The organism is Phocaeicola coprocola, from assembly GCF_041333015.1.
Lineage (GTDB): Bacteria > Bacteroidota > Bacteroidia > Bacteroidales > Bacteroidaceae > Phocaeicola > Phocaeicola coprocola.
Map to the genome: position 1 here is coordinate 1,290,580 of NZ_JBGKGM010000004.1, position 22,837 is coordinate 1,313,416.

Annotated in this window: 16 protein-coding genes and 1 pseudogene; 4 read left to right on the top strand and 13 right to left on the bottom strand. The window is 44.3% G+C overall.

The genetic code is table 11. The annotated features are described in order from the left end of the window. The first annotated feature begins 16 nt into the window (after positions 1 to 16). From ACDG22_RS16165 to ACDG22_RS16180, 4 genes are read left to right on the top strand one after another with little or no spacing between them, the layout of a single operon-like run. Positions 17 to 1,267 (top strand): ABC transporter permease, encoded by a 1,251-nt coding sequence (locus ACDG22_RS16165; protein ID WP_007568012.1) that lies wholly within the window; start codon positions 17 to 19, stop codon positions 1,265 to 1,267. Position 1,268: 1 nt separating this feature from the next. After that, on the top strand, positions 1,269 to 2,513 hold the full coding sequence (locus tag ACDG22_RS16170; RefSeq protein ID WP_007568011.1) for an ABC transporter permease: 1,245 nt from the start codon (positions 1,269 to 1,271) through the stop codon (positions 2,511 to 2,513). Between the two features lie 50 nt (positions 2,514 to 2,563). Next, positions 2,564 to 3,661, top strand: coding sequence for an efflux RND transporter periplasmic adaptor subunit (locus ACDG22_RS16175; protein WP_022125660.1), 1,098 nt, complete (start codon positions 2,564 to 2,566; stop codon positions 3,659 to 3,661). A gap of 13 nt (positions 3,662 to 3,674) precedes the next feature. Continuing rightward, complete coding sequence (locus ACDG22_RS16180) at positions 3,675 to 4,994, top strand: TolC family protein (RefSeq protein ID WP_118483658.1); 1,320 nt, start codon at positions 3,675 to 3,677, stop codon at positions 4,992 to 4,994. A gap of 218 nt (positions 4,995 to 5,212) precedes the next feature. Here the strand turns inward: ACDG22_RS16180 and ACDG22_RS16185 are convergent, their stop codons facing one another. From ACDG22_RS16185 to ACDG22_RS16245, 13 genes and pseudogenes are all read right to left on the bottom strand, one after another. Next, a complete protein-coding gene (locus ACDG22_RS16185) occupies positions 5,213 to 5,977 on the bottom strand; it encodes a glycerophosphodiester phosphodiesterase (protein ID WP_022125662.1) in 765 nt (254 codons plus the stop codon). Positions 5,978 to 6,007: 30 nt separating this feature from the next. Then, positions 6,008 to 9,208 carry a TonB-dependent receptor gene (locus ACDG22_RS16190; protein WP_370858971.1) on the bottom strand — a complete coding sequence of 1,067 codons (3,201 nt, stop codon included), beginning with the start codon at positions 9,206 to 9,208 and terminating at the stop codon, positions 6,008 to 6,010. A 264-nt stretch (positions 9,209 to 9,472) separates the two neighbouring features. Next, positions 9,473 to 10,138 (bottom strand): hypothetical protein, encoded by a 666-nt coding sequence (locus ACDG22_RS16195; protein WP_270230267.1) that lies wholly within the window; start codon positions 10,136 to 10,138, stop codon positions 9,473 to 9,475. Between the two features lie 135 nt (positions 10,139 to 10,273). Then, a complete protein-coding gene (locus ACDG22_RS16200) occupies positions 10,274 to 11,044 on the bottom strand; it encodes a hypothetical protein (protein WP_270230266.1) in 771 nt (256 codons plus the stop codon). Positions 11,045 to 11,265: 221 nt separating this feature from the next. Then, complete coding sequence (locus ACDG22_RS16205) at positions 11,266 to 12,594, bottom strand: RNA-guided endonuclease InsQ/TnpB family protein (RefSeq protein ID WP_007570894.1); 1,329 nt, start codon at positions 12,592 to 12,594, stop codon at positions 11,266 to 11,268. Next, the gene (locus ACDG22_RS16210; RefSeq protein WP_007570895.1) at positions 12,591 to 13,235 is read right to left on the bottom strand and encodes an IS607 family transposase; all 645 of its coding nucleotides are present in this window, start codon (positions 13,233 to 13,235) and stop codon (positions 12,591 to 12,593) included. Before ACDG22_RS16210 ends, ACDG22_RS16205 begins: the two co-directional genes overlap by 4 nt. Positions 13,236 to 13,421: 186 nt before the next feature. After that, positions 13,422 to 13,799 (bottom strand): annotated as a pseudogene (locus ACDG22_RS16215) (transposase); the annotation flags it as partial. Between the two features lie 300 nt (positions 13,800 to 14,099). After that, entirely contained in the window at positions 14,100 to 15,368 is a 1,269-nt protein-coding gene (locus ACDG22_RS16220) for a DUF4302 domain-containing protein (RefSeq protein ID WP_178270209.1), read from the bottom strand. A gap of 16 nt (positions 15,369 to 15,384) precedes the next feature. After that, positions 15,385 to 16,266 carry a zinc-binding metallopeptidase gene (locus tag ACDG22_RS16225; protein ID WP_270230263.1) on the bottom strand — a complete coding sequence of 294 codons (882 nt, stop codon included), beginning with the start codon at positions 16,264 to 16,266 and terminating at the stop codon, positions 15,385 to 15,387. A gap of 24 nt (positions 16,267 to 16,290) precedes the next feature. Beyond that, complete coding sequence (locus ACDG22_RS16230) at positions 16,291 to 17,874, bottom strand: RagB/SusD family nutrient uptake outer membrane protein (protein ID WP_333492522.1); 1,584 nt, start codon at positions 17,872 to 17,874, stop codon at positions 16,291 to 16,293. Positions 17,875 to 17,895: 21 nt separating this feature from the next. Beyond that, positions 17,896 to 21,213 (bottom strand): SusC/RagA family TonB-linked outer membrane protein, encoded by a 3,318-nt coding sequence (locus ACDG22_RS16235; RefSeq protein WP_178270211.1) that lies wholly within the window; start codon positions 21,211 to 21,213, stop codon positions 17,896 to 17,898. A 400-nt stretch (positions 21,214 to 21,613) separates the two neighbouring features. Continuing rightward, a complete protein-coding gene (locus ACDG22_RS16240) occupies positions 21,614 to 22,054 on the bottom strand; it encodes an N-acetylmuramoyl-L-alanine amidase (protein WP_007567990.1) in 441 nt (146 codons plus the stop codon). Positions 22,055 to 22,191: 137 nt separating this feature from the next. After that, positions 22,192 to 22,602, bottom strand: a complete 411-nt coding sequence (locus ACDG22_RS16245; protein ID WP_007567986.1) for an HU family DNA-binding protein — start codon at positions 22,600 to 22,602, stop codon at positions 22,192 to 22,194. Positions 22,603 to 22,837 lie beyond the last annotated feature (235 nt).

Genomic DNA, 22,837 nt, shown 5'->3' on the forward strand with positions numbered 1-22,837 from the left:
GCACACAGAACCAGCCATGACCGACTTGATACAGGAAATATACGGAACCATCATGCGCAACAAGCTGCGCACCATACTGACGGGATTTTCCGTAGCATGGGGAATTTTCATGCTGATTGTATTGCTGGGGGCAGGAAACGGACTTATCCATGCTTTCGAGGGACAATCGCAGAACATGAAAATGAACTCTATCAAAATTTATCCGGGATATACATCGAAACCGTTCAACGGACTGAAAGAAGGCCGAAGACTCTCGCTGAATGAAAGCGATCTTCAGCTTACCGCAGAGGCATTCCCCGATAAAGTCATCACCACCGGAGCCAGCATCAGCAAGAGCGACGCCATCCTCACCTTCGGCAAGGAACACGTTTCCATTTCGCTGGAGGGCGTCTTTCCCAACTATACGGAACTGGAAGCTGTAAAACTGAAACAGGGACGTTTCATCAACGACCGCGACATGAAGGAACGCCGGAAGATGATCGTACTGCACGAAAAGACTGTCAAGATGCTGTTTCCACGTACCCAGGCGATAGGAAAGTATATCGATGTACAAGGAGTGGCCTATCAGGTAATAGGCATCTACACCGACCAGAACAGTTTCTCGCCCTCGGCACTTGTTCCCTTCACGACACTTCAGCTTGTATACGGCAAGGGCGACAGTATAGACAACCTGACATTCACTACGCAAGGGCTGACAGACGAAGTCACCAATGAGAAATTCGAGCAGAGCTACCGCCGTGCCATGGGGCTCCACAAAAACTTCGATCCTACCGACCAGAGTGCCATCTGGATGTGGAACCGCTTCACTCAATATCTCCAGCAAGAATCGGCAGCCCGTATGCTGCACATAGCTATCTGGGTAATCGGTATATTCACCCTGCTGAGCGGCATCGTGGGGGTAAGCAATATCATGCTTATCACCGTACGCGAACGTACCCACGAGTTCGGCATCCGGAAAGCTCTGGGAGCCAAACCGATGTCTATCCTGTGGCTCATTATCTCGGAGAGTGTGGCCATCACTACTTTTTTCGGCTATATCGGCATGGTGGCAGGCATTGCCGTCACAGAATATATGAATCAGATAGCAGGCAGACAGACCGTCGATGCGGGTGTGTTCAGCGTAACGGTTTTCGAAAACCCGACAGTAGACCTCAGCATAGCTGTTCAGGCCACACTCACACTGATAATCGCCGGCACGCTTGCCGGACTCTTTCCGGCACGTAAGGCAGCCCGTATCCGTCCTATTGAAGCATTAAGAGCAGACTGACATGAGAAGAGTAGATTTTGACACCTGGGAGGAAATCCTCCTTACCATTACACGTAACAAGACACGAAGCGTGCTTACTGCCTTCGGTATCTTTTGGGGAATATTCATGCTGGTTGCCCTCATGGGCGGAGCTCAGGGTATGCAGGACATGCTTTCACGCCAGTTTCAGGGATTCGCCACCAATTCCGGCTTTATGGCGACAAACAAGACCTCGAAAGCCTACAAGGGTTTTCAGCAGGGAAGGGGGTGGAACATGGAAAATCAGGATGTGGAACGCATACGCAACTCTGTGCCAGGCATCGATGTGGTGACTGCCACCATCGCACAATGGGGAGTAAATATCGTACGCGAGGAATACACGCTGTCGGGAACCCTGAAAGGACTTTATCCGGAATACGACAAGATAGAAGAACCGATTATCCGTATGGGACGTTCGCTGAACGAAACCGACATACGCGACCGCCGGAAGGTGTGCGTCATCGGGAAGCGTATCTACGAAACGCTCTTTCCCAAGAAAGACAATCCGTGCGGACAATTCATCGAGATAAATGGCATCTATTACCGTGTAGTAGGCGTAAACGAGGCTACAGGCAACATGTCGGTCAACGGACAGTCGGAAACCTCGGTGGTTATCCCGTTCACCACCATGCAGCAGAACTATAACCGTGGGAAGCAAATCGACATGCTGGGATATACAGCCAAGAAAGGATATTCCATCAGTCAGGTGGAAAAGGATGTGGAACGTACCATCAAGCTGGCACACGCCATTCATCCCGACGACGAACAGGCAGTCATCCGTGTAAATGCGGAAGCAATGTTCAGCATGATGGACAACCTGTTTACGGGCATCCGGATGCTGGGATGGCTCGTAGGACTGGGTACACTGCTCGCCGGAGCCATCGGAGTCAGCAATATCATGATGATAACCGTCAAGGAACGGACAACTGAAATCGGTATCCGCCGCGCCATCGGTGCACGTCCCGACGACATTCTGCAACAGATTCTGCTGGAAAGTATGGTACTTACTACGCTGGCCGGTATGGCGGGCATATCGTTTGCCGTCTTCCTGCTCAACATCGTAGAAACGGCCACTTCAGAACCGGGACTTCCGGCACATTTCCTTATCAGTTTCTGGCAGGCTGTCGGAGCTTGCATCCTGCTCGTTGTTCTGGGACTGCTTGCAGGACTGATACCTGCTTACCGTGCCATGGCTATCAAACCGATAGAGGCGATACGCGACGAATAAACGCTTACCTGCTGTTAGTAATGAAGAAATAAAAACATAAACCAATTTATATGAAGAAGTATATCAAAATAGGCATATTGGTGCTCATCGCACTGATATTTATAGGAACATTCGTTTTCCTGTATCAGAAGTCACAGCCTAAAGACACGAAGTACGACATTCAGAAAGTAGAAACCACCAATCTGGTACAGACTACCGTAGCAACGGGAAAGATTGAACCGCGCGACGAGGTACAGATCAAGCCGCAGATTTCGGGTATCATTGCCGAAGTATACAAAGAAGCAGGCGAGAAAGTAAAGAAAGGTGAAGTCATAGCCAAAGTAAAGGTTATCCCCGAACTGGGACAACTGAACTCTGCCGAAAGCCGTGTCCGCCTGGCAGAAATGAACGGACGTCAGGCAGAAACCGACCTGACACGTATGGAAAAGCTTTACAACGATAAGCTGGTAAGCAACGAGGAATACGAAAAGACACTGCTGGCTGCCCGTCAGGCACGTGAAGAGATTCAGGCAGCCAAAGATAATCTGGAGATTGTAAAAGAAGGTATCACCAAAAACAGTGCTTCGTTCAGCAGCACTCTTATCCGTTCTACCATCGACGGTCTGATACTGGACGTACCTGTCAAGGTAGGAAACTCGGTTATCATGAGTAACACATTCAATGACGGTACGACCATCGCTACCGTAGCCGATATGAGCGACCTGATTTTCCGCGGCAACGTAGACGAAACAGAAGTAGGACATATCCGTGAGGGAATCCCCGTAAAAATCACTCTGGGAGCCTTGCAGAACATGAAATTCGATGCCATACTGGAATATATCTCGCCCAAGAGCGTAGAAAACAACGGAGCCAACCAGTTTGAAATCAAGGCAGCCATTACTGTTCCCGACAGTGTTACCATCCGTTCGGGCTACAGTGCCAATGCCGAAATGGAGCTTCAGCGTGCAGATAATGTGCTGGCTGTACCGGAAAGCACACTGGAATTTTCGGGAGATTCTGCCTTTGTCTACGTACTGACCGACAGTGTTCCGCTACAGAAGTTCGTACGCCGTGCTGTCAAGACCGGTATCAGCGACGGAATCAAAATGGAAATCAAACAAGGTGTCAGTGCCGGCGAACTTGTCCGCGGACTGAAACACGAAGACTAATCTTTATGCAATCATGAAACTGAAACAATTATTTATCATAGCTTCCGTTGTCACAATGCCGGCTTATGCCCAGCAGAAATGGGACTTGAAGCAATGTATCGACCATGCCATTGCAAACAATCTGACCATCAAGCTACAGGAAGCCCAGCGCGAGCAGAGTAAAGTAGAGTTGAGCACAGCCAAAAACAGCTTCCTGCCCGACTTGAACGGAAGCGCATCGCACTCATTCAATTTCGGCCGGAGTCTTCAGGCAGACAATACCTATCAGAGCCTCAACACCCAAAATACGGGACTGAACCTGAGCACCAGCATTCCACTGTTCAGCGGACTTCAGAAAATAAACAACGTAGCACTCTCGAAACTGAATCTGCAAGCGGCTATGGAAGACCTGAACAAAGCCAAAGAAGATATCAGCATACAGGTCGCTTCGGCCTACCTGCAAGTGCTTTTCAATGAAGAACTGGTGAAAGTAGCCAACGAACAGCTTGCGCTGAGCAAGGAAATGCTGGAGCAGAAAACAGCTTTCTACAAAAACGGAAAGGCTTCGCAAGCCGAGTGGTATGAAGCCAAGGCCCGTGTGGCACAAGACGAACTATCAGCCGTACAGGCGGAAAACAACCGGCGTCTTTCGCTGCTCGACCTGAGCCAACTGCTGGAGCTTCCCTCTCCCGATGATTTCGCTATCGTATCACCGGCTACCGACTCCATTGCCGGCCTCAAGATACAGACATCACCGGCCGAGGTATATGCCGAAGCGGTTCTGACCAAACCTTCCGTCAAGGCAGCACAGTACCGGCTGGAGGGAGCAGAAAAGAGCATCCGCATGGCTAAGGGAGCCTATTATCCGCAACTCAGCTTCGGAGCAGGTATCAGTACCAATTTCTATAATGTCTCGGGCATGGAGAACGGTAATTTCGGTTCACAGTTGCGCGACAACTTCAGCCAGTATATCGGTTTCTCGCTCAGCGTTCCAATCTTCAACCGTTTTGAAACCCGTAACCGCGTACGCAGCGCCCGTATCCAGCAACATACATACTACTGGCAACTGGAGGAAAGTAAAAAGAACCTCTACAAAGAAATACAGCAGGCGTACTACAATGCCGTAAACGCCGAAACCCAGTATCACAGCAGCCTTACAGCCGACGAAGCGGCACAGGCTTCCTTCCTGCTGATGAAAGAGAAGTACACCAACGGCAAGGCAAACGCTACGGAGTACAACGAATCGCGTACGGCCTGGATGAAAGCCGTTTCCGACCGTCTTCAGGCCAAATACGACTACCTGTTCCGCACCAAGATACTCGATTTCTACCGGGGTATTCCACTTACGCTGTAATACAACCCGAAACGATATACGTCTATATAAAAAGAGAGCCGCAGGCGATACTCCACGTACGACCTGCGGCATTTTTGTTGTGTATATTTCGGAAACTCGATATCGTGCCTACTATTTTGACGATACAAAAATAGGGATGTCATGTTACATCCCTATTTCCTGTGTGTGATAATATTATTTAGAATCGGTTACAATCGGAGCAATCCATGCTTCCGCCATTACTTTCCTGCCACCAGAGCAGCAGCTTCCAAAGGTTGGTCGGTCGTGATATAATCTACATTCAGGTCTATCATCTTTTTCATGTCTTTCTCATTGTTCACAGTCCAGACATTAACCTTCATGCCCAGTTCGTGAGCCTCTTTCACCCATTCCGGATGTTTTTCGAATGCTTTATAGTGATAGTCTATGCCATTAGCACCCTTTGCCTTTACGTCCTTGGGAGCGATGTCACTCTTCAGGTAAGCGATTTCCGATTTGGGAGTAAGACGAGCAAGCTGCTCACAGATATTCATGCTGAATGAGATATATTCCACCTGCTTTTCCAATCCGTATTCCTTTACCATCTTTACAGTAGTTTCTGCAATCTGGTCTTCCTGTGCCTTTGTTTTATGAGGCTTGATTTCCAGAATCAGCTGTACATCCGGCAATTTCTTTCCGGCTTCCAGATAATCGGCAAGCGTAGGAAGTTTCTCACCGTTCTTCAGTTTCAGGTCCTTCAGCTTATCGTAAGCCGTTTCACCGATAACCAGTCCGTCTATCGCATCATCGTGGTTTACTACCACCACTCCGTCGGCTGTGAGCTGTACGTCAAATTCAGAACCATACACTTTAGCTTCGGCAGCTTTTTTCAATCCTGCAATAGAATTCTGTGCCGAACCTTCTGCTTTCCAGAATCCGCGGTGAGCGATCACCTGTGTCTGAGCCTGACCTGCCAGTGTAAAGAGTGCACAGGCACAAGCCATCAGTAAATTTCTTGTTTTCATAATCATCGTTATTTATTTTCAGTTTGTTTATCAGAACGCATATCTCAACCCGATCTGAACCTGATAAGGAGTACCGTTCAGACTAGACACACCGGTATTTGCATTGACATTGTATACATACTCTTTTTTCTCCTTATCGAAGCTCTTGATGGTATAAATCTTCTGAGCTCCCAAGTTATGTCCTGCCCCCCAGTCCTTGTTCAGCATATTCAGTACGTTGAATATATCGACCGAGAGTTCCAGACTGTGTTTCTTGTAGAACTGGAATTTCTTAGCCAGACGCAAGTCGAGTGTACCGTAGAATCCGTTTACTCCACCGTTACGTTCGGCTACCTTTCCGAAACTCTTGCGAATATAATCTTTTGTACTTTCCTCTACATCCGGATTAGAAAGAATATTGTTAATACCGTCTTTCAGATACTGCGGAGTATTCGGATCGTTCGGATCGTAAATATAAGCCAAATCATTTGAATCTACAAAGTCACCGTTCACATTTCCACCTACGATGAGTGAATAGCGTGTACCGCCGATACCTGAGAAGCGTGCCCCCACACTGATTCCCCAGAAAGTAGGAGCTGTACCATATACTACCACTTTATGACGGAACTGATTGCTTGAATAGCTCATCTGGCTCAAATCACGCGGATCGTCTACAACCATCTGAGAAAGTGTAGCCGAGTTTGCCACGTTACCGTTGTAAGAAGTATTGTCTTTTGTATCGTTCCATGTATAGCTGAATGAAAGTTCTCCATCCTTGAAATAACGCCATGTACCATCGATAACGAAAGCAAACTGATTAACCTTACCTTCACTTACCATTTCGAGCACACGTCCTACCTTGTCGCTCTTTCTGCTCTCTTTCCAGTCGGCTACCCCCTTATCGTCGATAGTATTTGCAGGGACATACACTCCACGGTTTCCTTCGGAAGCGATACGGAAGTACGGTTCATCCACCATGTTACGGTCTACATACATATAGTTGTTGCGTCCCAGTGTCATATATCCGGCTACACTCATTTTCAGACGGTCGCTGAAGAAATGTGTATACGAGAGGTTAGCCTTATAAATAACCGGCACCTTACAGTCAGCACCATTCATGTTAATGGTAGAAAGTTTTTCCACATTCGGATTATTGAAAAGTCCGGCTCCCGGTGCTGTAGACGGATCCTTGCGGTACGAAGGGAAATCCGGACGGATGAGGTTCAGCATTTCCTGATAGTTGGAAGCTGTTTTGTCAAGTGTAATATCCAGCGAAGCAGTACGTGTACCGTCGAACACCATGTTGTTGATCATGGCATAGTTGTTGATATCGGAAGCAAAGATACCAGCACCGGCACGGATGATATCTTTATGTTTGTCATTGATATCCCAGGTAAACTGCAAACGCGGCTGAACCTGGAAAGTAGACAAGCCATTGTCTGTTCTCAATCCCAATTCATCGTATACAGTCTGATTGAACGTACCCTTGTTGAAATAAGTAGCATTATCCAGACGCAAGCCGGCAATCAGTTCAAATCCCGGGAAAAGCTTAGTCTGCAACTGTGCATAAGCACCGGCATTCAGAATGTTTTGTTTCACACGGTCGTCGGGAGTAAGATACAGTTCACGAACATAACGGTACGGTTCCAGATTGTCGAAAGCGTCCAGTCCGTTGAAGTAGAAACGTCCGTTCGTTTCACTACCATAGCGTGAGTTCATGTGTGTATACATCATGTCTACTCCAAACGTATAATTGATTTTGTTTGTATTGTAGTAGAAATTATCGACAAGCTGAAGCACATGATTGTAGAAGTTTTCAGGGCAATAGCGCTGTCCTCCCAACTGAATGCTGGTAGTAGCCGTCTTACCGTCAATCTGAGATTCTACATTGCTGACAACAGCTCGGGGAATATTGGAAGAAGGCAACTCATCGCCAGGCATAGATTCTTCCAGCGTATAAAGGTGCTGCAACTTCAGTTCATTGGTTCCTTTCGGACCTGCTACCGAACGCAAGGTAGCCATGGCACTGTTGTTCAGCGAATGTACATTACCATAAGTTTCGTACAGACAGATAGAGGTATTGTCCCCCAATCCCAGATTATTCATATCGTTTACAAAGTTATCTGTAAACGTCAAAAGATTGGTAGCATTGATCTGCCAGTCTAAACGGGCAAATACGGCATCAGTGCTTTGCTTCTTATCGAAAGCACCAAACTGAGGATTGGATGATACTCCATATTTATCGCGTGCAATTTGTAAGAAACGGTCGCGTACGTCTGTGGTCAGACTATAACGTTTTTCATCGGCAGCACTCTGGATATCGGCAATATACAGCGGACGAGAGTCTGCCTGATGATCCCATGCAATGAAGAAGTGAGCACGGTCTTTTACCAGCGCGCCTCCCAGTGAAGCACCAAACTGATAAGTAGAGAAGTCATTGTCGCGCTTGTTTCCGCGGATATCATACGGACTGGACAACCAGTTGGCACGGGCAAAAGTAAACGCGCTACCGGTCAGCGTATTGGTACCCGACTTGGTAACTGTACTCACCGTACCACCTCCGGCACGTCCGTTGGTCACATCGTACTGATTGGTTACCACCTTAAACTCACGGATAGCCTCCATAGAAATAGCATACGGCACACCGTTTCGGCTTGTCGTACTACCTCCCGAAGTCGGATTCTTTGCCGTCATACCGTCGATGGTATAGTTGGTAGACGATGCAAGCTGTCCTGACAGGCTGGAGCCGGTACTAAGTGGAGAAAGATCTACCAGCGAAGTAAAGTTACGTCCGTTTACAGGAAGCTTTGCCAGGTCGCGTTCCGTAACGGAAGTAGCAGCTCCGGTAGTGGCAATAGTATTCTTCAATGAATTTGCAACTACTTCTACCGCCTCCATCACTACACTCTCTTCTTTCAACTGAAAATCCAGTCGGAGCAAATCTCCCTGATTCAGTGTATATCCAGTTTTCTTCTGATCGCCATAGCCTACGTAAGTTACCGTTATACTGTATGGTCCACCCAGCGGTAACTGCTTGATGGTATATTCACCATTCTCATTTGTAATAGAACCGGTATTAAATCCGGTTGATTCATTCTTTACCTGAATAGCAGCTCCGATAACCCCCATTCCGGTTTCATCGGTTACAATACCCGAAATGACAGCCCGGTTGTCCTGAGCCATCACTTGTCCTGCCGAAAGCAGCAAGACCATAAAAAACAATAAGAACCGTTTAAATTTTGTTGTCATCATATTCTTTAGTTAAGTGTTTCTAAATTGACGCAACAAAAGTAAAAGCCGGGTATTACACCCACATAAACGCGATGTAAAGAAACCGTGTGATTCGTGTGAAGAAACTATTACAGATCTTTTCTCACGACCTGTATACCTATGAGTACATAAAAAAGAACGTTCCGCCAAGCCTTATAAGCCTGACGGAACGTTTTCCTTATCTCCTCTTATGAACTTTGTCCAGAAACATTCCGGACAAAGCCATGCAAGTAATATCCCAAAAGATTATTTTTTCATTGATTTAATCATTGACTGAGACTCGATAGAAGTCTTAAATGTATACTTCTTATCCAAGTACTTCTTGACAGCAGCTGCGGCAGCTTTAACATCGAGGTTACCAGCTTTCTTAAACAGAACTTTCGAAGTATTCAAATCCAAATACTTGTCAATTTCTTCAACTGGTGAGTAAGTACTTTCATTTACTTCAAGATCAACTGATCCAACTTTAGAATTCTTTTGAGCCTCATCAATTGTCATACTAAGCACTACCCAACTACCTTCTGAAGCAAGCCACAATGACTGTCTATCTGGAGAGCTATAATCAGCAAAAGCATTCAAAATTACAGCATAGAGAGTTTCATCAGTAATTTCTTCACCCGGATTTTGCTCTTCAACTTGCTTTCTCAAATCGGCCAATTCTTCAACTGTTACCGGATAAGTAAGTGTATAAGTACCGTTAGTTTCGATGTTATTGAACAAAATCGGTCTGCCTTTCAAATCATCTAGACCCAAATGTGCAGCGAGTTCATCACCATCAAATGCCAATGCTGTCATGTCCAAAGTCAAGTTTTCAACCACCTGACCTTCTTCTGCTGTAAATCTAGTAACAACCAACTTAGTTGTTGCTGTATTGCCAGCGCGTCCGATAGCAGTACAAAATAAGGTATTCATGCTGACACATTGTATTTTCACTTTCCGATCCATAAAAAAAGGCGGAATAATATCTCGCCCAAGATGAAAAAAGAATTCCCCTCACCATCCGGTCGGCATGGTAAGGGGAATATCGAAAAACTCAGGAATTACAATTCAGTCGAGCACATGTTCGGGCATACTGTGTGTTTGGACTATAAAATAGCAGTCGACACCGGTTTCAGTATCCGTAGCGTGCATGACAATAGGCGACACTTCCCGAGTGACTGCCCCACCGTTCATATACTCTCTCCAGTCCCATCCCAGCAACGACTTTATTACAGCAAACATCTGCTGGTTTGTCAAAGATATATCGTACAGACGGATCTTTTTCCCGTCCGTACCCTTTGCAAACGTCAGTTCCAGAAAAGGAGTTTCACCGTCGACATAAAACTTATAGCTGCCACTATCACGCAGCTGCCAGTTTTCGTCGTACAAATAGAAATCTCTATCCTCATTATTTATCAGGAAAAGTTCATCACCCTGAGCGTAAGGTTCATGTACCGGATTGGCTACCAAAAGATTCAGATAAGCGTCTACTATCTTTATTTCCAGACTAACGGTTTCATGGGTAACATTATCTTTCACCGTAACCATTGTTTTCCCTTTTTGTCTGGGAGCTATACGCAGGCTGCCCCTCCCGACCGGACTCGACAAATCGACTGTTACCTCCATAATTTCAGGATTCGCCACTTCCACGTCATAATCTCTGTTTCCCCCTCGTACCATGATACTCTTGGCCCCTATCAAAGGACATTCGTAATAATCTTTCTCGAACGAGAGATGGTAAACTTCAGTTGCCGGTTCGTCTGTGTCACTGCTGCACCCGTTCAAACCGAGCAGGCATAACAAGAAAATACATACACTCCATAAAAACGTTGTCTTCATATCCCAATAAATAAAATCAATATATAATAATTTGCCGTTTATTAATATAAGGTAAACTCATCACCAAATATACAATTATTATTATAAAATAATCTTTTTTCCTATAATATTTTGTTTTAAGCATCATTGTTTCAATCTCACACTCAAACAGAGGCAAAAGATATCTCATACAATAATCCGATTTGACAAACTTATAAAATCATAGAAAAACATATAGAATCCTATAATTTATGTTGTCTTCCTGTCTCAACCTTGCTGGTTGCAATTCCATTTCTTACGAAGCGGGAAAGCAGAGCCGTCAAGTCCTCAGGCGTAGATTCGGGGTAATCTGCCCCTATTTGTTTTTTTATGATAAGAGAAAGAAGATTCAGACTTGCATTGTAATCACGATCTATTATAGCACCACACTTAGCACAATGATAGATGCGGTCGCTCAATCTTAAGTCTTGCTTTATATGACCGCAAACACTGCATGTTTTGCTTGACGGATAGAAACGGTCAGCTTTCAGAACTTTAACCCCGTTCAGCAGCGACTTGTATTCTATCTGTCTGCATAACTCACCGAACGCCACATCTGAAACGGATTGGGCCAGCCTATGGTTGCGCACCATTCCTTTCACGTTCAAATCCTCCAATGCAATATGCGCATAGTGGGTGGTAAGTATTGTAGTGACCTTCTGTGTGAAATCACGTCGTATATTTGCCACTTTTCTTTGTGCATTGGAAAGTCTGACAGACAGTTTCCTGTAGTTGTTCGACTTTTTCTTGCCTTCCAAACGTTCCTGCTTGTTTCTCGCGTGTACACGTTTGTCAAGCTGTCTGCTTATTTTCTTTATTTTTCTCAGGTTCTTTTTCAGCGGCTTCGGATTCTCTACGGCAACTCCGCCGGAAAGTATCAATGCTGACTTTATGCCAAGGTCAATCCCTGCCATCCGGACTCCCTTGTCGGTGTCAGCGTTCGGATGGGTACGCTTGTATTCATCCTCCGTCGCTTGGACACTGAAAGATGCAAAGTATTTGTTTCCCTGCTGTGATATTACCACTCCGTTTATCTTCCCGATAAACCGCAGCCGTTCAGTCATCTTCACCCAGCCAAGATTGGGGACTTTAAGATACTGATGCTTCTGTTTTCCGTTGTGTGGTATCTTTCTGAAAGCCTTTGAATTGCGATTGGTATCAGATAATGAAACCTGGTCACCGCCAATATAGAAACTGCCTTCGTTATCCTTCTTTCTCTTAAATTGCGGATAGGAAACGATACCTTTCTTCAAATCTTCGAAGAACTTCTTGAAAGCCTTTCCAAGATTAATAAACGGCTGCTGCGTAGCATATTTTGTGACTTCAACGACAAACGGGAACTCTTCTTTCTTGATAGCATTGAACGCTTTCTTCAACCCATAAGCATCTACTTTATCACCTTCCTTATAACGGCGTTGCCATTCGGCAAGCCCCCAATTATAAGCAAGACGGGCGCAACCGAATGCCTTGCGGAAGTAGCTCTTCTGCTTGTTGTTCGGTACGAGTTCTATCTTATGGGATATGGTTATCATTCTTTACTATTCAAATTTTCGGCTACTGCCTTGTTTACATCTTCTAATAATTTCTTGTTTTTGTTACTTCTACTTCCATACAGACGGGCAGAAAATACGGTGATGATTTCCAGAACGTCCTTTGCAAGTTCTTCTTCAAACCTTACGTTTTCCTCTCCTTTATTGATAATTATTACCTCCACCTCCTTGGCCTCACAAATAGCGAACACAAGTTCTGCGCCAAAGCGAAGGAGTCTATCTTTATGCGTTAATACCAATCTTCTCACTTGCCCTTCAAGGATGAGATTCAGAAGTTTTGTCAATCCTTTCTTGTAGTAATTCATGCCACTCCCAAGGTCTTGTATTACTTCATATTCAAATCCTTTCTTGGCGCAGTAGGATTCAAGGACAGCAACTTGGCGTATAAGATCTTCCTTTTGGTCGTGAGATGAAACACGGGCATAAGCAATGGTTTTTAATCCGTCTTGAACCATGTGAAGGTCGTCCTTGATGTTTTTCAAAGACTCTAATCTATAACGTCTGTTCCCTCCACGGGTCAGTTCATCAGGTTTGAGCAATCCTTTTTTGTCCCAATTGCGAAGCGTGGTTGTGGTTACTCCCAAAACCTTTGCGGCCTCTCCGATTGTCATTAACTTCTTCATGTATGCAAAGCTAAGAAAAAGATCATACTTATAAAATATACTTCTATCTTTTTATATGATTTTATAATTATAAGCTAACAGCAGTTAGCCCGTTTTTAAACACATTAGCATCAAAAGAATCATTTTCAATTTGTTTTATAGTATATTTGTTTCGTCACATAAAAACATATATACCTGTTGGCGGAATTAAAATAGCGCATATTTAACTCTGCCAATAGGCTTTTCATTTTTGTAGTTAATATATTGGAGGATTGTAAGTGCGCTAATCTTCCCGATAATCCGGGCAAACAATCCATCTGTATCTTTCGCATAATTCCTTATAATCATAAACTGGTCACACAATTGCGAGAATATGGTTTCAATTCTTTTTCTCGCTTTGGCAAAAGCTGGGAATGTTGGCTTCCATTCTTTTTGATTACATCTGTATGGTACCTCCAATCTGATATTGGCAGTTTCAAACAGATCCAATTGCACTTGGGCACTTATATATCCTCTGTCCCCTATGACTGTACAATTACTATAATCCACTTTCACATCCTTCAGGTAATGAATGTCATGCACACTTAGTTGTGCATACGATATTTGTCTATTAAAAAGTTTGGTCACCTTTATTTTACTAAATATCAACTATATGCACAACTTTTTAAACATAAATCTTTTATAATTTAATTCCGCCAATAGGTAATCTATAAGATTTTTACTTTCGCAGTTCCATTTTGAGACAGCTCAAAGTGTCTAGCGCAAAATGTATACAGCCACTTGCCTTCACACCCGTCCAGCAATAAAAAAGTGAGGGCTACCCCTATCACTAGGAATAGCCTTCCAATCATTCTTTAAGAGAGAAATTAATAGAGAAAATTATTATTATTCATGATAACCAAACGGAGTTTCCTGATTGGTTACAACGATTACATTCTTCGTATTACCTACCTGAGTCAGTGTCATCTTAGTCGGATTAATTGGATCATCAGGTTCTACAGTGAATGTGACTGGAGAGAATTTTGCAAACAGAAAAATAGCGTCAAGGATTCCAGCATTTGCAAATTCTACACCAATTTCATCTCCAGCTCCAGTCAAAGTCAGACTTACTTTATCATCACCACTTGCTGAAGTCACAAGCTGCAAAAGACCTTCTCTGCCACCGAATACCATATCCACAACTTCATAAGTAGGAGCGATAGCCAGATAATCCAGCGTCAGACCTGGATAAGAAGCAGCCATACCTTGCAATGTTGAAGCTACAGTCTGCTGTCCGTATGAACTCATACCGTCGTAAGTAACAAACCACGGACCACCGTTGGCAAATAACAATGCCGGAGGAGTAGTTTCACCGCTCAATACAGCTTTTCCATCTTCAGACTTCCAAGTACCAGAAGCACTATCGTAAACCAATTTCGATACTTCCATTCCACCCAATGTAATCGGGCTGTAGAATTCCATACCTTCCTTGGTCTGAATGTATGAAAAGACCTCTGTTACATTCTCACCGTCAACTTCATGCGAGATAGCCAGTGTTCGATATGATTTTGTTACGTCATATTTCTCACCATCAGCAGCATAAGAGAAAAGTACATAATTTACTTTTTGCTCAGCTTCCTCGATATCAGTGAGATATGCCTCCCAAGTTTCATTTTCCGGCATCGGAGTCATGGTAATGGTATTACCAGTCTTTTTACCTCTCATCACTACCTGTTCCGGAGTGGCCGACTGAATAGTAAATTCATAGTCACCTTCCATACCCAGTCCGGTAGTACCTACACCCGAAGCCGGATCAGAGAAGAAGTGGAAAATTTCATTATAAGTATCTACAGTCAGTGTAGGACCAGCCTGTTCTTTCAAACGGTAGAGACTTGTCGATTTAGCACTGGGATCAGTGATATCAGCACTGACCGTAACTTCACCTTCTGCAGTAAACGACATCAGCACGTTGTATCCGCCAAAACTCTGCTGAGAAGAAGGATAATATTTCATCAACCATCCGTTCGGTGCCTCAATCAAAATTTTCTGGGCGTTTTCCATTGCTTCCTCCACACGGTTCGAAGCCGATTCACCGAACAAGTTTTCCGTTTCTGAAGTACAGCCCGCCAGCAAGAACGAACTGATCAGAGTAAAAATATATAATAACTTTTTCATACTCATTCCGTTTTTATCATTTTAATGTTGTCCAATCCATTTCCAGTATATGCGACTGGCGTTCCTGCACTTCTTCATGCAAAGCCTGAATATCAATTCCCCATGAGTCACTCAGATATTCGGTAACCATATCCAGTTTTTCCTGAATCAATGCGCCACCTACTGTTCCGGCCTGGCTCATGATGTTCTGCCATTCAGCGTCCGATTTTACCACGTAGTTTGCAATGGTTTCTACAAAGTCTTCATCCGGTTTGCTGGAACCATAGGCTGTAACAAATCCTTCCTTACGGACATCCGCATCCTTCAGATTCACCCAACCTTCACCCGAATACTTACCCGGAGTAATATCGTTGAAATCGGTAGAATAATTCTTTGTCTGATGCAGGATATGAGCAAACTCATGGTGCATGGTCTTGAAGTACCATTCATTCAACACATCTATATTCGGATTTTCGACATCCAGTCCGTTTACATTGAACAACGTAATCTTCATACCACCTTCCGCAGTACCCAATACAATGGAACCGCTGGCTGCGTTGTATTCCGGTGAACCTACAAAGTGCATAATCTTCGGACAGTAAGTAGGAAGAAACTCTGGAGCAGCCAGTTTGGCATACACTTCCAACCACAGGTATTTCACCATCTGCGCCAGAGCTATCGACTTGTTATAATCGGCCGGTATCACGTTATAGTCCATATCCGATTCGATATCTTCAAAACGATATTTCAAATCGATATTATATGGAGTTGTATAGTTCGTAAGAATCCAGTTATCAAACTCATTGCGCTGAGGAGCCGTCGTATCAAAAATGCTATCAGGCGACAAATCATCTTCGCTGCATGAGGTAGCAGTACACATGGCTACCAATATTAAAAATAAGTATTTTATCTTTTTCATAACAACTATCATTTTAAAGTTCATTTATCGAGGATTAGCCTCCAGACCAGCTTCTATAACATCCTGCGGCAACTGGAATGCGCGACGCGGATCATCTTTCGTCAATACGATCGGGTCCATACCGTCACGGTTATGAGTAATTTCTATACCATAACGTTTAATATCCATCCAGCGTGAACCGTCGTGAATAGTTTCAATACGGCGCATCTGCAACACACAGTGGATCATGTTTTCCTGTTTCTTGTTTACAAACGAGAAGCAAGGATTCAGGTGTTTCTTCACTGTACGCTTGGTTTCATCGGTTACAGGTATCGGTGTATATCCCACACCTTCATAGAAGTCTACAATTTTATCTTCTGTCAGTGTTTCCGGATATCCGTATCTTCCGTCACCCTTCGATGCATCCAGCCATTTGTTCATATATTCTACAGCAGTAGCATAGTCAGGCTGAGCCTTCAGAATATTAGCCTCGATGCAGCAAAGCAATGTTTCATTGGTACTGAACGGAACGATTACAGCGTGACGATAACCGATACCGTTTACCTTATCTGTATACTCAAAATACATGCGATACTTAAAGAAACACAACTTCTGTTCCATACCGTTCAGGCTGGCATAAAACAACGGGTTGTTCCATGGAGCGCCTGCCCACAAAGTTTCTGTTTCAGTCACCGTACGGTTCATACCATAACGTTTTGCCATGTTGTAAGGACCGTAAATGTAAGGCCATGAACTGTTGATCGGAGTTATCAGCAAGTTAGCATCTACCGATGCAGAGATATACGCATCACCTCTTTCATCCAGTTCGGTAAGAGAACCCAGATCAGCCTGCAACTGGCGAAGTGATCTTGCCGGATTTGTACCCAAAACTTCCTTACCATATTCCAGCACCTTTTCATAGTTCGATTTATCTTCTTTTACATAGAACAGGTAGAAACGTGCGGCAAAAGCATTGGCAGCCTTTTTGTTGAAGTGGTATTTAGGAACCGAATACAAGTTATCATTAATCAGTGGAAGTCCTTCCAGCAAATCAGCCTCAATATGCTGATAAGTTTCTTCCAGCGTACCTCTGGTATATTCAGGAGCTACTTCTGTTTCCGGTTTCGTAGCATAAGGAATACCCAATTTGGTTGAAGCGGTAGCCGGATCGTAAGCTTCACAGAAGATATTAGCCAAGACAAAATGTGCATATGCACGGCACAACAGCGCTTCACCTTTCTGAGCGTTCAGCGAAGCCGGATTTCCCATCTGTTCGATAGCCTGCAGTGCATGGTTTGCCGAAGCAATCGCCATATAAAGTCCGTTCCACATTCCCTGCGGAGAGTCCTGATCCGTATCTGTCTTGATATCATTCCACAAATAGGCATCCTGCTCCTGCTGGTACTCAAAAGCATACATTTCACCGTTATCAGCCGTATTGTCCGAAGCTTTTTCAAACATCATTATCGGATAATAGCTAGGATAAGCTGAAACCAACAGACTAGTAACCTTCGATTCCGTATCTATTTCTGCACGATTATCAGGCACTGTATCAAGGAAATCGCTACACGAAGCGAAAGCCCACGCCATCAATAAAGCAGCACTGTATGTTTTTATATTTTTCATCATAATTTTCTCTTTTAAATCAAATTAAATACCCAATCTCAAAGTCAAAGTAAACTGCTTAGGAACAGGAGCAGCCACACCACCGGTGTTGAAGAATTCCGGATCCTGACCGTTCAGCTTCTTGTCGGCATAAATCAGGAACAGGTTGGTTGCCTGAAGTTTCAGTGACAGGTTGCTCAGTTTCATACGGCTGGCCAGTGATTTCGGGAAATCATAGTTCAGTGAAATTTCCTTCATACGGATGAAGTCACCTTTGGCGATACGTTCTGTAGAGTAGTTGTATGCATTGTATGCGCGGCTCAACTGAGAATCCTGACGGTTCATACGTGTATCGGCGATAACCGGTATGTTGGTAATATTTTCGTCACCCGGCTTAGTCCAGCGGTTTACAAACTCTTTCGGTGTTGCATCCAAGTCAGTATATTTATTGCTGAATACCGGATCCAGACGGATTACATTTCCGAATGAGTAAGTGATAAATACATTCAACTTAAAGTTCTTGTAGGTAAATACGTTACCGAAACTACCGGTAATAGTCGGATCGGTCGGACCTTCGTAAACCAGATGATCTTTAACGTTACGTTCCTGGAAGTTGATGTCACTTACAGTCACTTCACCTTTTTCATTGATGAATGTCGGAAGACCTTGTTCGTTCAGTCCCTGGAAGTCCATAGAGAACAGTGAACGTACCGGATAACCTTCCAGAGCAAAACCTGTACCTGCAATCAGGTCGATAACACGTGAGTTAGCATCCAGTTCGGTAACTTCGTTCTTCGCGTTAGAGAAGATAAAGTCGGTATTCCATTTGAAGTCGCGTGTTACAATGTTTCTTGTAGACAATGTAAATTCCACACCGTGTGACTTCATGCTGGCAACATTGGCATATTTTGAAATCTGTCCGCCTACACCCATTGTATTGATGATACCGATCAAGTCGTAGTTGTTACGCTTGTACCAGTCCATAGCCAGATTGATGCGGTTATCCAGGAAACCGATTTCAGCACCGATATTCAACTCATGTTTCTTTTCGTAAGTCAGCTCACTGTTTTCCAGTTCTGTAATCTGAAGTCCGGATTCACTTACACTGGCAAACGGGCGGTAAGAGTTATAACTGTTGACGATTACGCGTGAGTTAGAAACCTCAGCCGGACCACGGTCGGCAGTCAGTGAGTAAGAAGCCTTCAGAGTCAGGTTAGACAAGGCCGGTCTCAGGTTTTCAAACCAGCTTTCTTCGTGTACGTTCCATGCACCCGAAACGTTCCATGTAGGAAGCCAGCGTGCCGAACGGCTCTTACCCAGCTTGTTAGAACCTTCATAACGGACTGTACCGTTTATTGTATATTTACCTTTCCATGAATAAGTAGCTGTACTGAAGAAAGCCACGTCACGAGAGCGGGTTGTAGACACACCGTAGTAAGCAGCATTTTCCTCATTACCCTGTTTGAAGTACAGATAGTCGTAAGAAGGAAGCATACCCATATCATACTGCAAACCTACACCCTGGAACCAAGTCTGTGTACGGTCGGTAGCGTTCAACTCCATACCACCGAAGAAGTTGAAGATATGGTTTTCATTAAATACGTCATTGTAGCTGGCAGTAGCACGGAAGTCGTAGCTGTTCATGCCATATTTAGTTTCACGGTAGAAACCTCCCACCGGAAGAACCGATACCGGCAACGCGTTCGATACATCCGGGTCAGTATACAACCACGGGTTAGCGTCACGGATAGTAGCATCATCCATTGCACGGTAAGCCCATGCCTGGTTAGAATAGTCAGTAATCTTGTGAGCCTGAGTAGTAGTAGAATACTTGTAAGCGCCCAGCACACTCAGTTCTACCTTATTGATAGGTTTGTATTTAAACTCACCCTGGAATTTCATATCTACTACATCCAGGTCCATATAGTTATTGTCCAGTTCATGCAAGATATTGAACGGCGCATAGTTACGTACGTAGTATTCATTCGGGTCGAGTGCACGTGAAGTATTCAGCGCGTAAGAATACGGGTTGATATCGAAGTCACGTTTTACTTCACCACTTACAGGGTCCAGATTCGAGCTTAACGAACCCGGCGCACGCTGTTTACGGTAAGAAGCGTTACCGATCAGGTTCAGTGAAACTTTCTTCGAAATATTATACAGTGCGTTCAGGTTGGCAGTGTAACGCTGTACCTTGCTCTGTTTGGTCCATCCCGGGTCGTTCATCACACTCAGTGAAGTATAGTACGAAGCCTTTTCAGTACCACTTGTCATACTGATTGCATGGTTCTGAGAAATACTGTTGTTGAACAAAACATCAAACCAGTCTGTATTTCTGTATTCAGCCTCACGCAGATAAGCATTTCTTGCTTCCGGAGTGTTTGGCATGCCAAATCTTGTGTTTTTTGCGTCGTAACTGTTGATCAAATGATACATCTTACCATATACACCACTGTTAGAAGCACGGTATACATCGGCAAATGTCAGGTAACCGTTGCTTTCCAGTGTCTTGTATACGTCCATCTGTTCCTGAGAATTCATGATGTTGAAGTTACGGTAGTTCGGTTTCATACGCATGGTGAATTCACCTGTATAGCTGATCTTGTTAGAACCTGCCTTACCTTTCTTGGTAGTAACGACAATCACACCTGCCATGGCACGAGCACCATAGATAGAAGTAGCCGAACCATCCTTCAGAATCTGGAAGCTTTCGATATCGTCAGCATTCAAACCAGAGATAGCCGAACTGATCAGTGTAACGGCATCACCCGAAGACAAATCGTCAGCACCTACTTCCGTTACATCCTCCATGATGACACCATCTACTACCCACAACGGTTTAGAGCTACCGTAGATAGATGTGGCACCACGTACACGGATTTTCGGAGCTGTACCGAAAGTACCTGATACGTTCTGAACCGATACACCGGCTGCACGTCCTTCCAGGGCACGGCTGATTTCCGGCACACCGTCAAGTTTAGAGTCTTCGGCAGATATTTTTGTTGACGCACCTGTAAATAATCGCTTGTCCATACGCTGCATACCGGTAACTACGACTTCATCCAGTACCTCTGTATCCGATTCCAGTACCACCTTCATATTATTTTTGGCAGCTACTGTCTGCGATTTCATACCGATATAGCTGATTTCAAGTTTATCCCCCTTGTTAACTTTCAGTATAAACTTTCCGTCGATATCCGTAATTGTACCATTAGAAGTTCCCTTAACCAAAATAGAAGCTCCCACGACAGGCATGTCATCCTCCGCAGACATCACGACACCTGTCACTTGTACAGCCTGAGCTATCGCCAGACTTATGCCTATTAACAAAAAGGCACAAAAAAGTGTAATTCGCTTTTTCATATTCTAATAAAATTTTAATAACGGACACAAATATACATATCATTTCATTAAAAAACAAAAAAAATAAAGCAAAATACATAAATATTCTTGCATATTCTATAAATTATCAAATAGACAGTTTTAGCTTTATTTTTTACTATAAATACCGATATTTTACTAACACATTGAACATCTTTATACCCTCTTCGAGAATCTATGGATAAAACCATATAAAAACAAACAATAACAAATATTTAAAAAACAAGGGACTCCTCAAAAGAGTCCCTTAATACAAATTACTATAAACCAAAGATTTATATAAGTGTTAAAATTTAATAATACACATATTTATTTTACATATTACATTTTGACAGCTTTTTAACATAAAAACATATCATTATAACACTGTACATAAATTTTCTTATAATTCCGTCCCAACATCAAAGCAGGGACACACCTTTGTCCACTCTTCCGGTTCTATCACACCGTCACCGTCCAGGTCCGGACTCAGGTCGCGATGTCCTACTATCCGGCGTGTCTGGAAGTCCATGGCAAGCACTCTCACCAGCACCCTGAGCGAACGCTTCTGAAGTTCCGTACGTGTGTCGGCAGGACGTCCCTGCTCGTCCAGTCCTCCTTCGTAGCACACACCGATACTGTGCCGGTTATATCCTTTGGCGTGCGCTCCGGGACGGTCTACCGGACGCATCGTACATATTTCTCCGTCGCGCCTTACATAATAATGATACCCGCATCCGTCGAACCCGCGCTGCCGGTGCATTTCCTCCAGCTGGCGGGGCGAGAGCGGAACATCCGCTCTCGTTGCCGAACAATGAATGACAATCATGTCAATCTTTCTCATTACACCCTCCTTTCTTTCCGGTCAGTATGCAATACAGACACTTGATTATCCTGATCAGAATCCATTTTACCTTTCCAGTCATACATTCCTCCTTGTTTTTTATATTTCACATCTGTCCGCATCTCCCTTCCGGAGTCTTACTCCTCTTTTTTAGGCTTTACCGGCACACGTTCGTAGCTCAGCGAATTCAGAATGTCCGACAAATCGGCTCCCGGACGGAAGTTGATATGCGCCTTCTTTATCAGTCCGGTGTGATATTCTTCCTCCGTGACACTACCCTCACCGTTCAGACCGATCTGAAACGAACCCAGGTCGCCCAGACGCACGATTTCTCCGGCACACAGACCGTCACGCATCACCGTACCCAGCGAAATCAGCACCGCCATCGTATCGGCACGTGTCACCGTACACATCTGCTGAATACGGTCCGCCATTTCACGGATTCCCATCTCGCCGCGTGCCTGTGCCAGGGCATAATATTTGGCACTACCTTCCAGATCATTAGGTTTCTTTCTTGCTACTACCGAATAAGTCACTGCTCTTTCCATAATCTTTTTACTTTTTAATGATTAAAACGAATACCTGTTGAAAGCTTTCAATCTCTTTTCTGTATCACAAAGATACATAGCCAGTTCCGGGCAGTGTCCGTCACCGTCCGCCTACAGGATTGCATTGTTACGATAAAAATAAAAAAACCACAGGCCGTACAGCTCGACGCCTGCCGGTAGAAAACCGTCTGCGTAAATGCTGTACAGCCTGTGGCACCTCTCTGCTACCGCACCT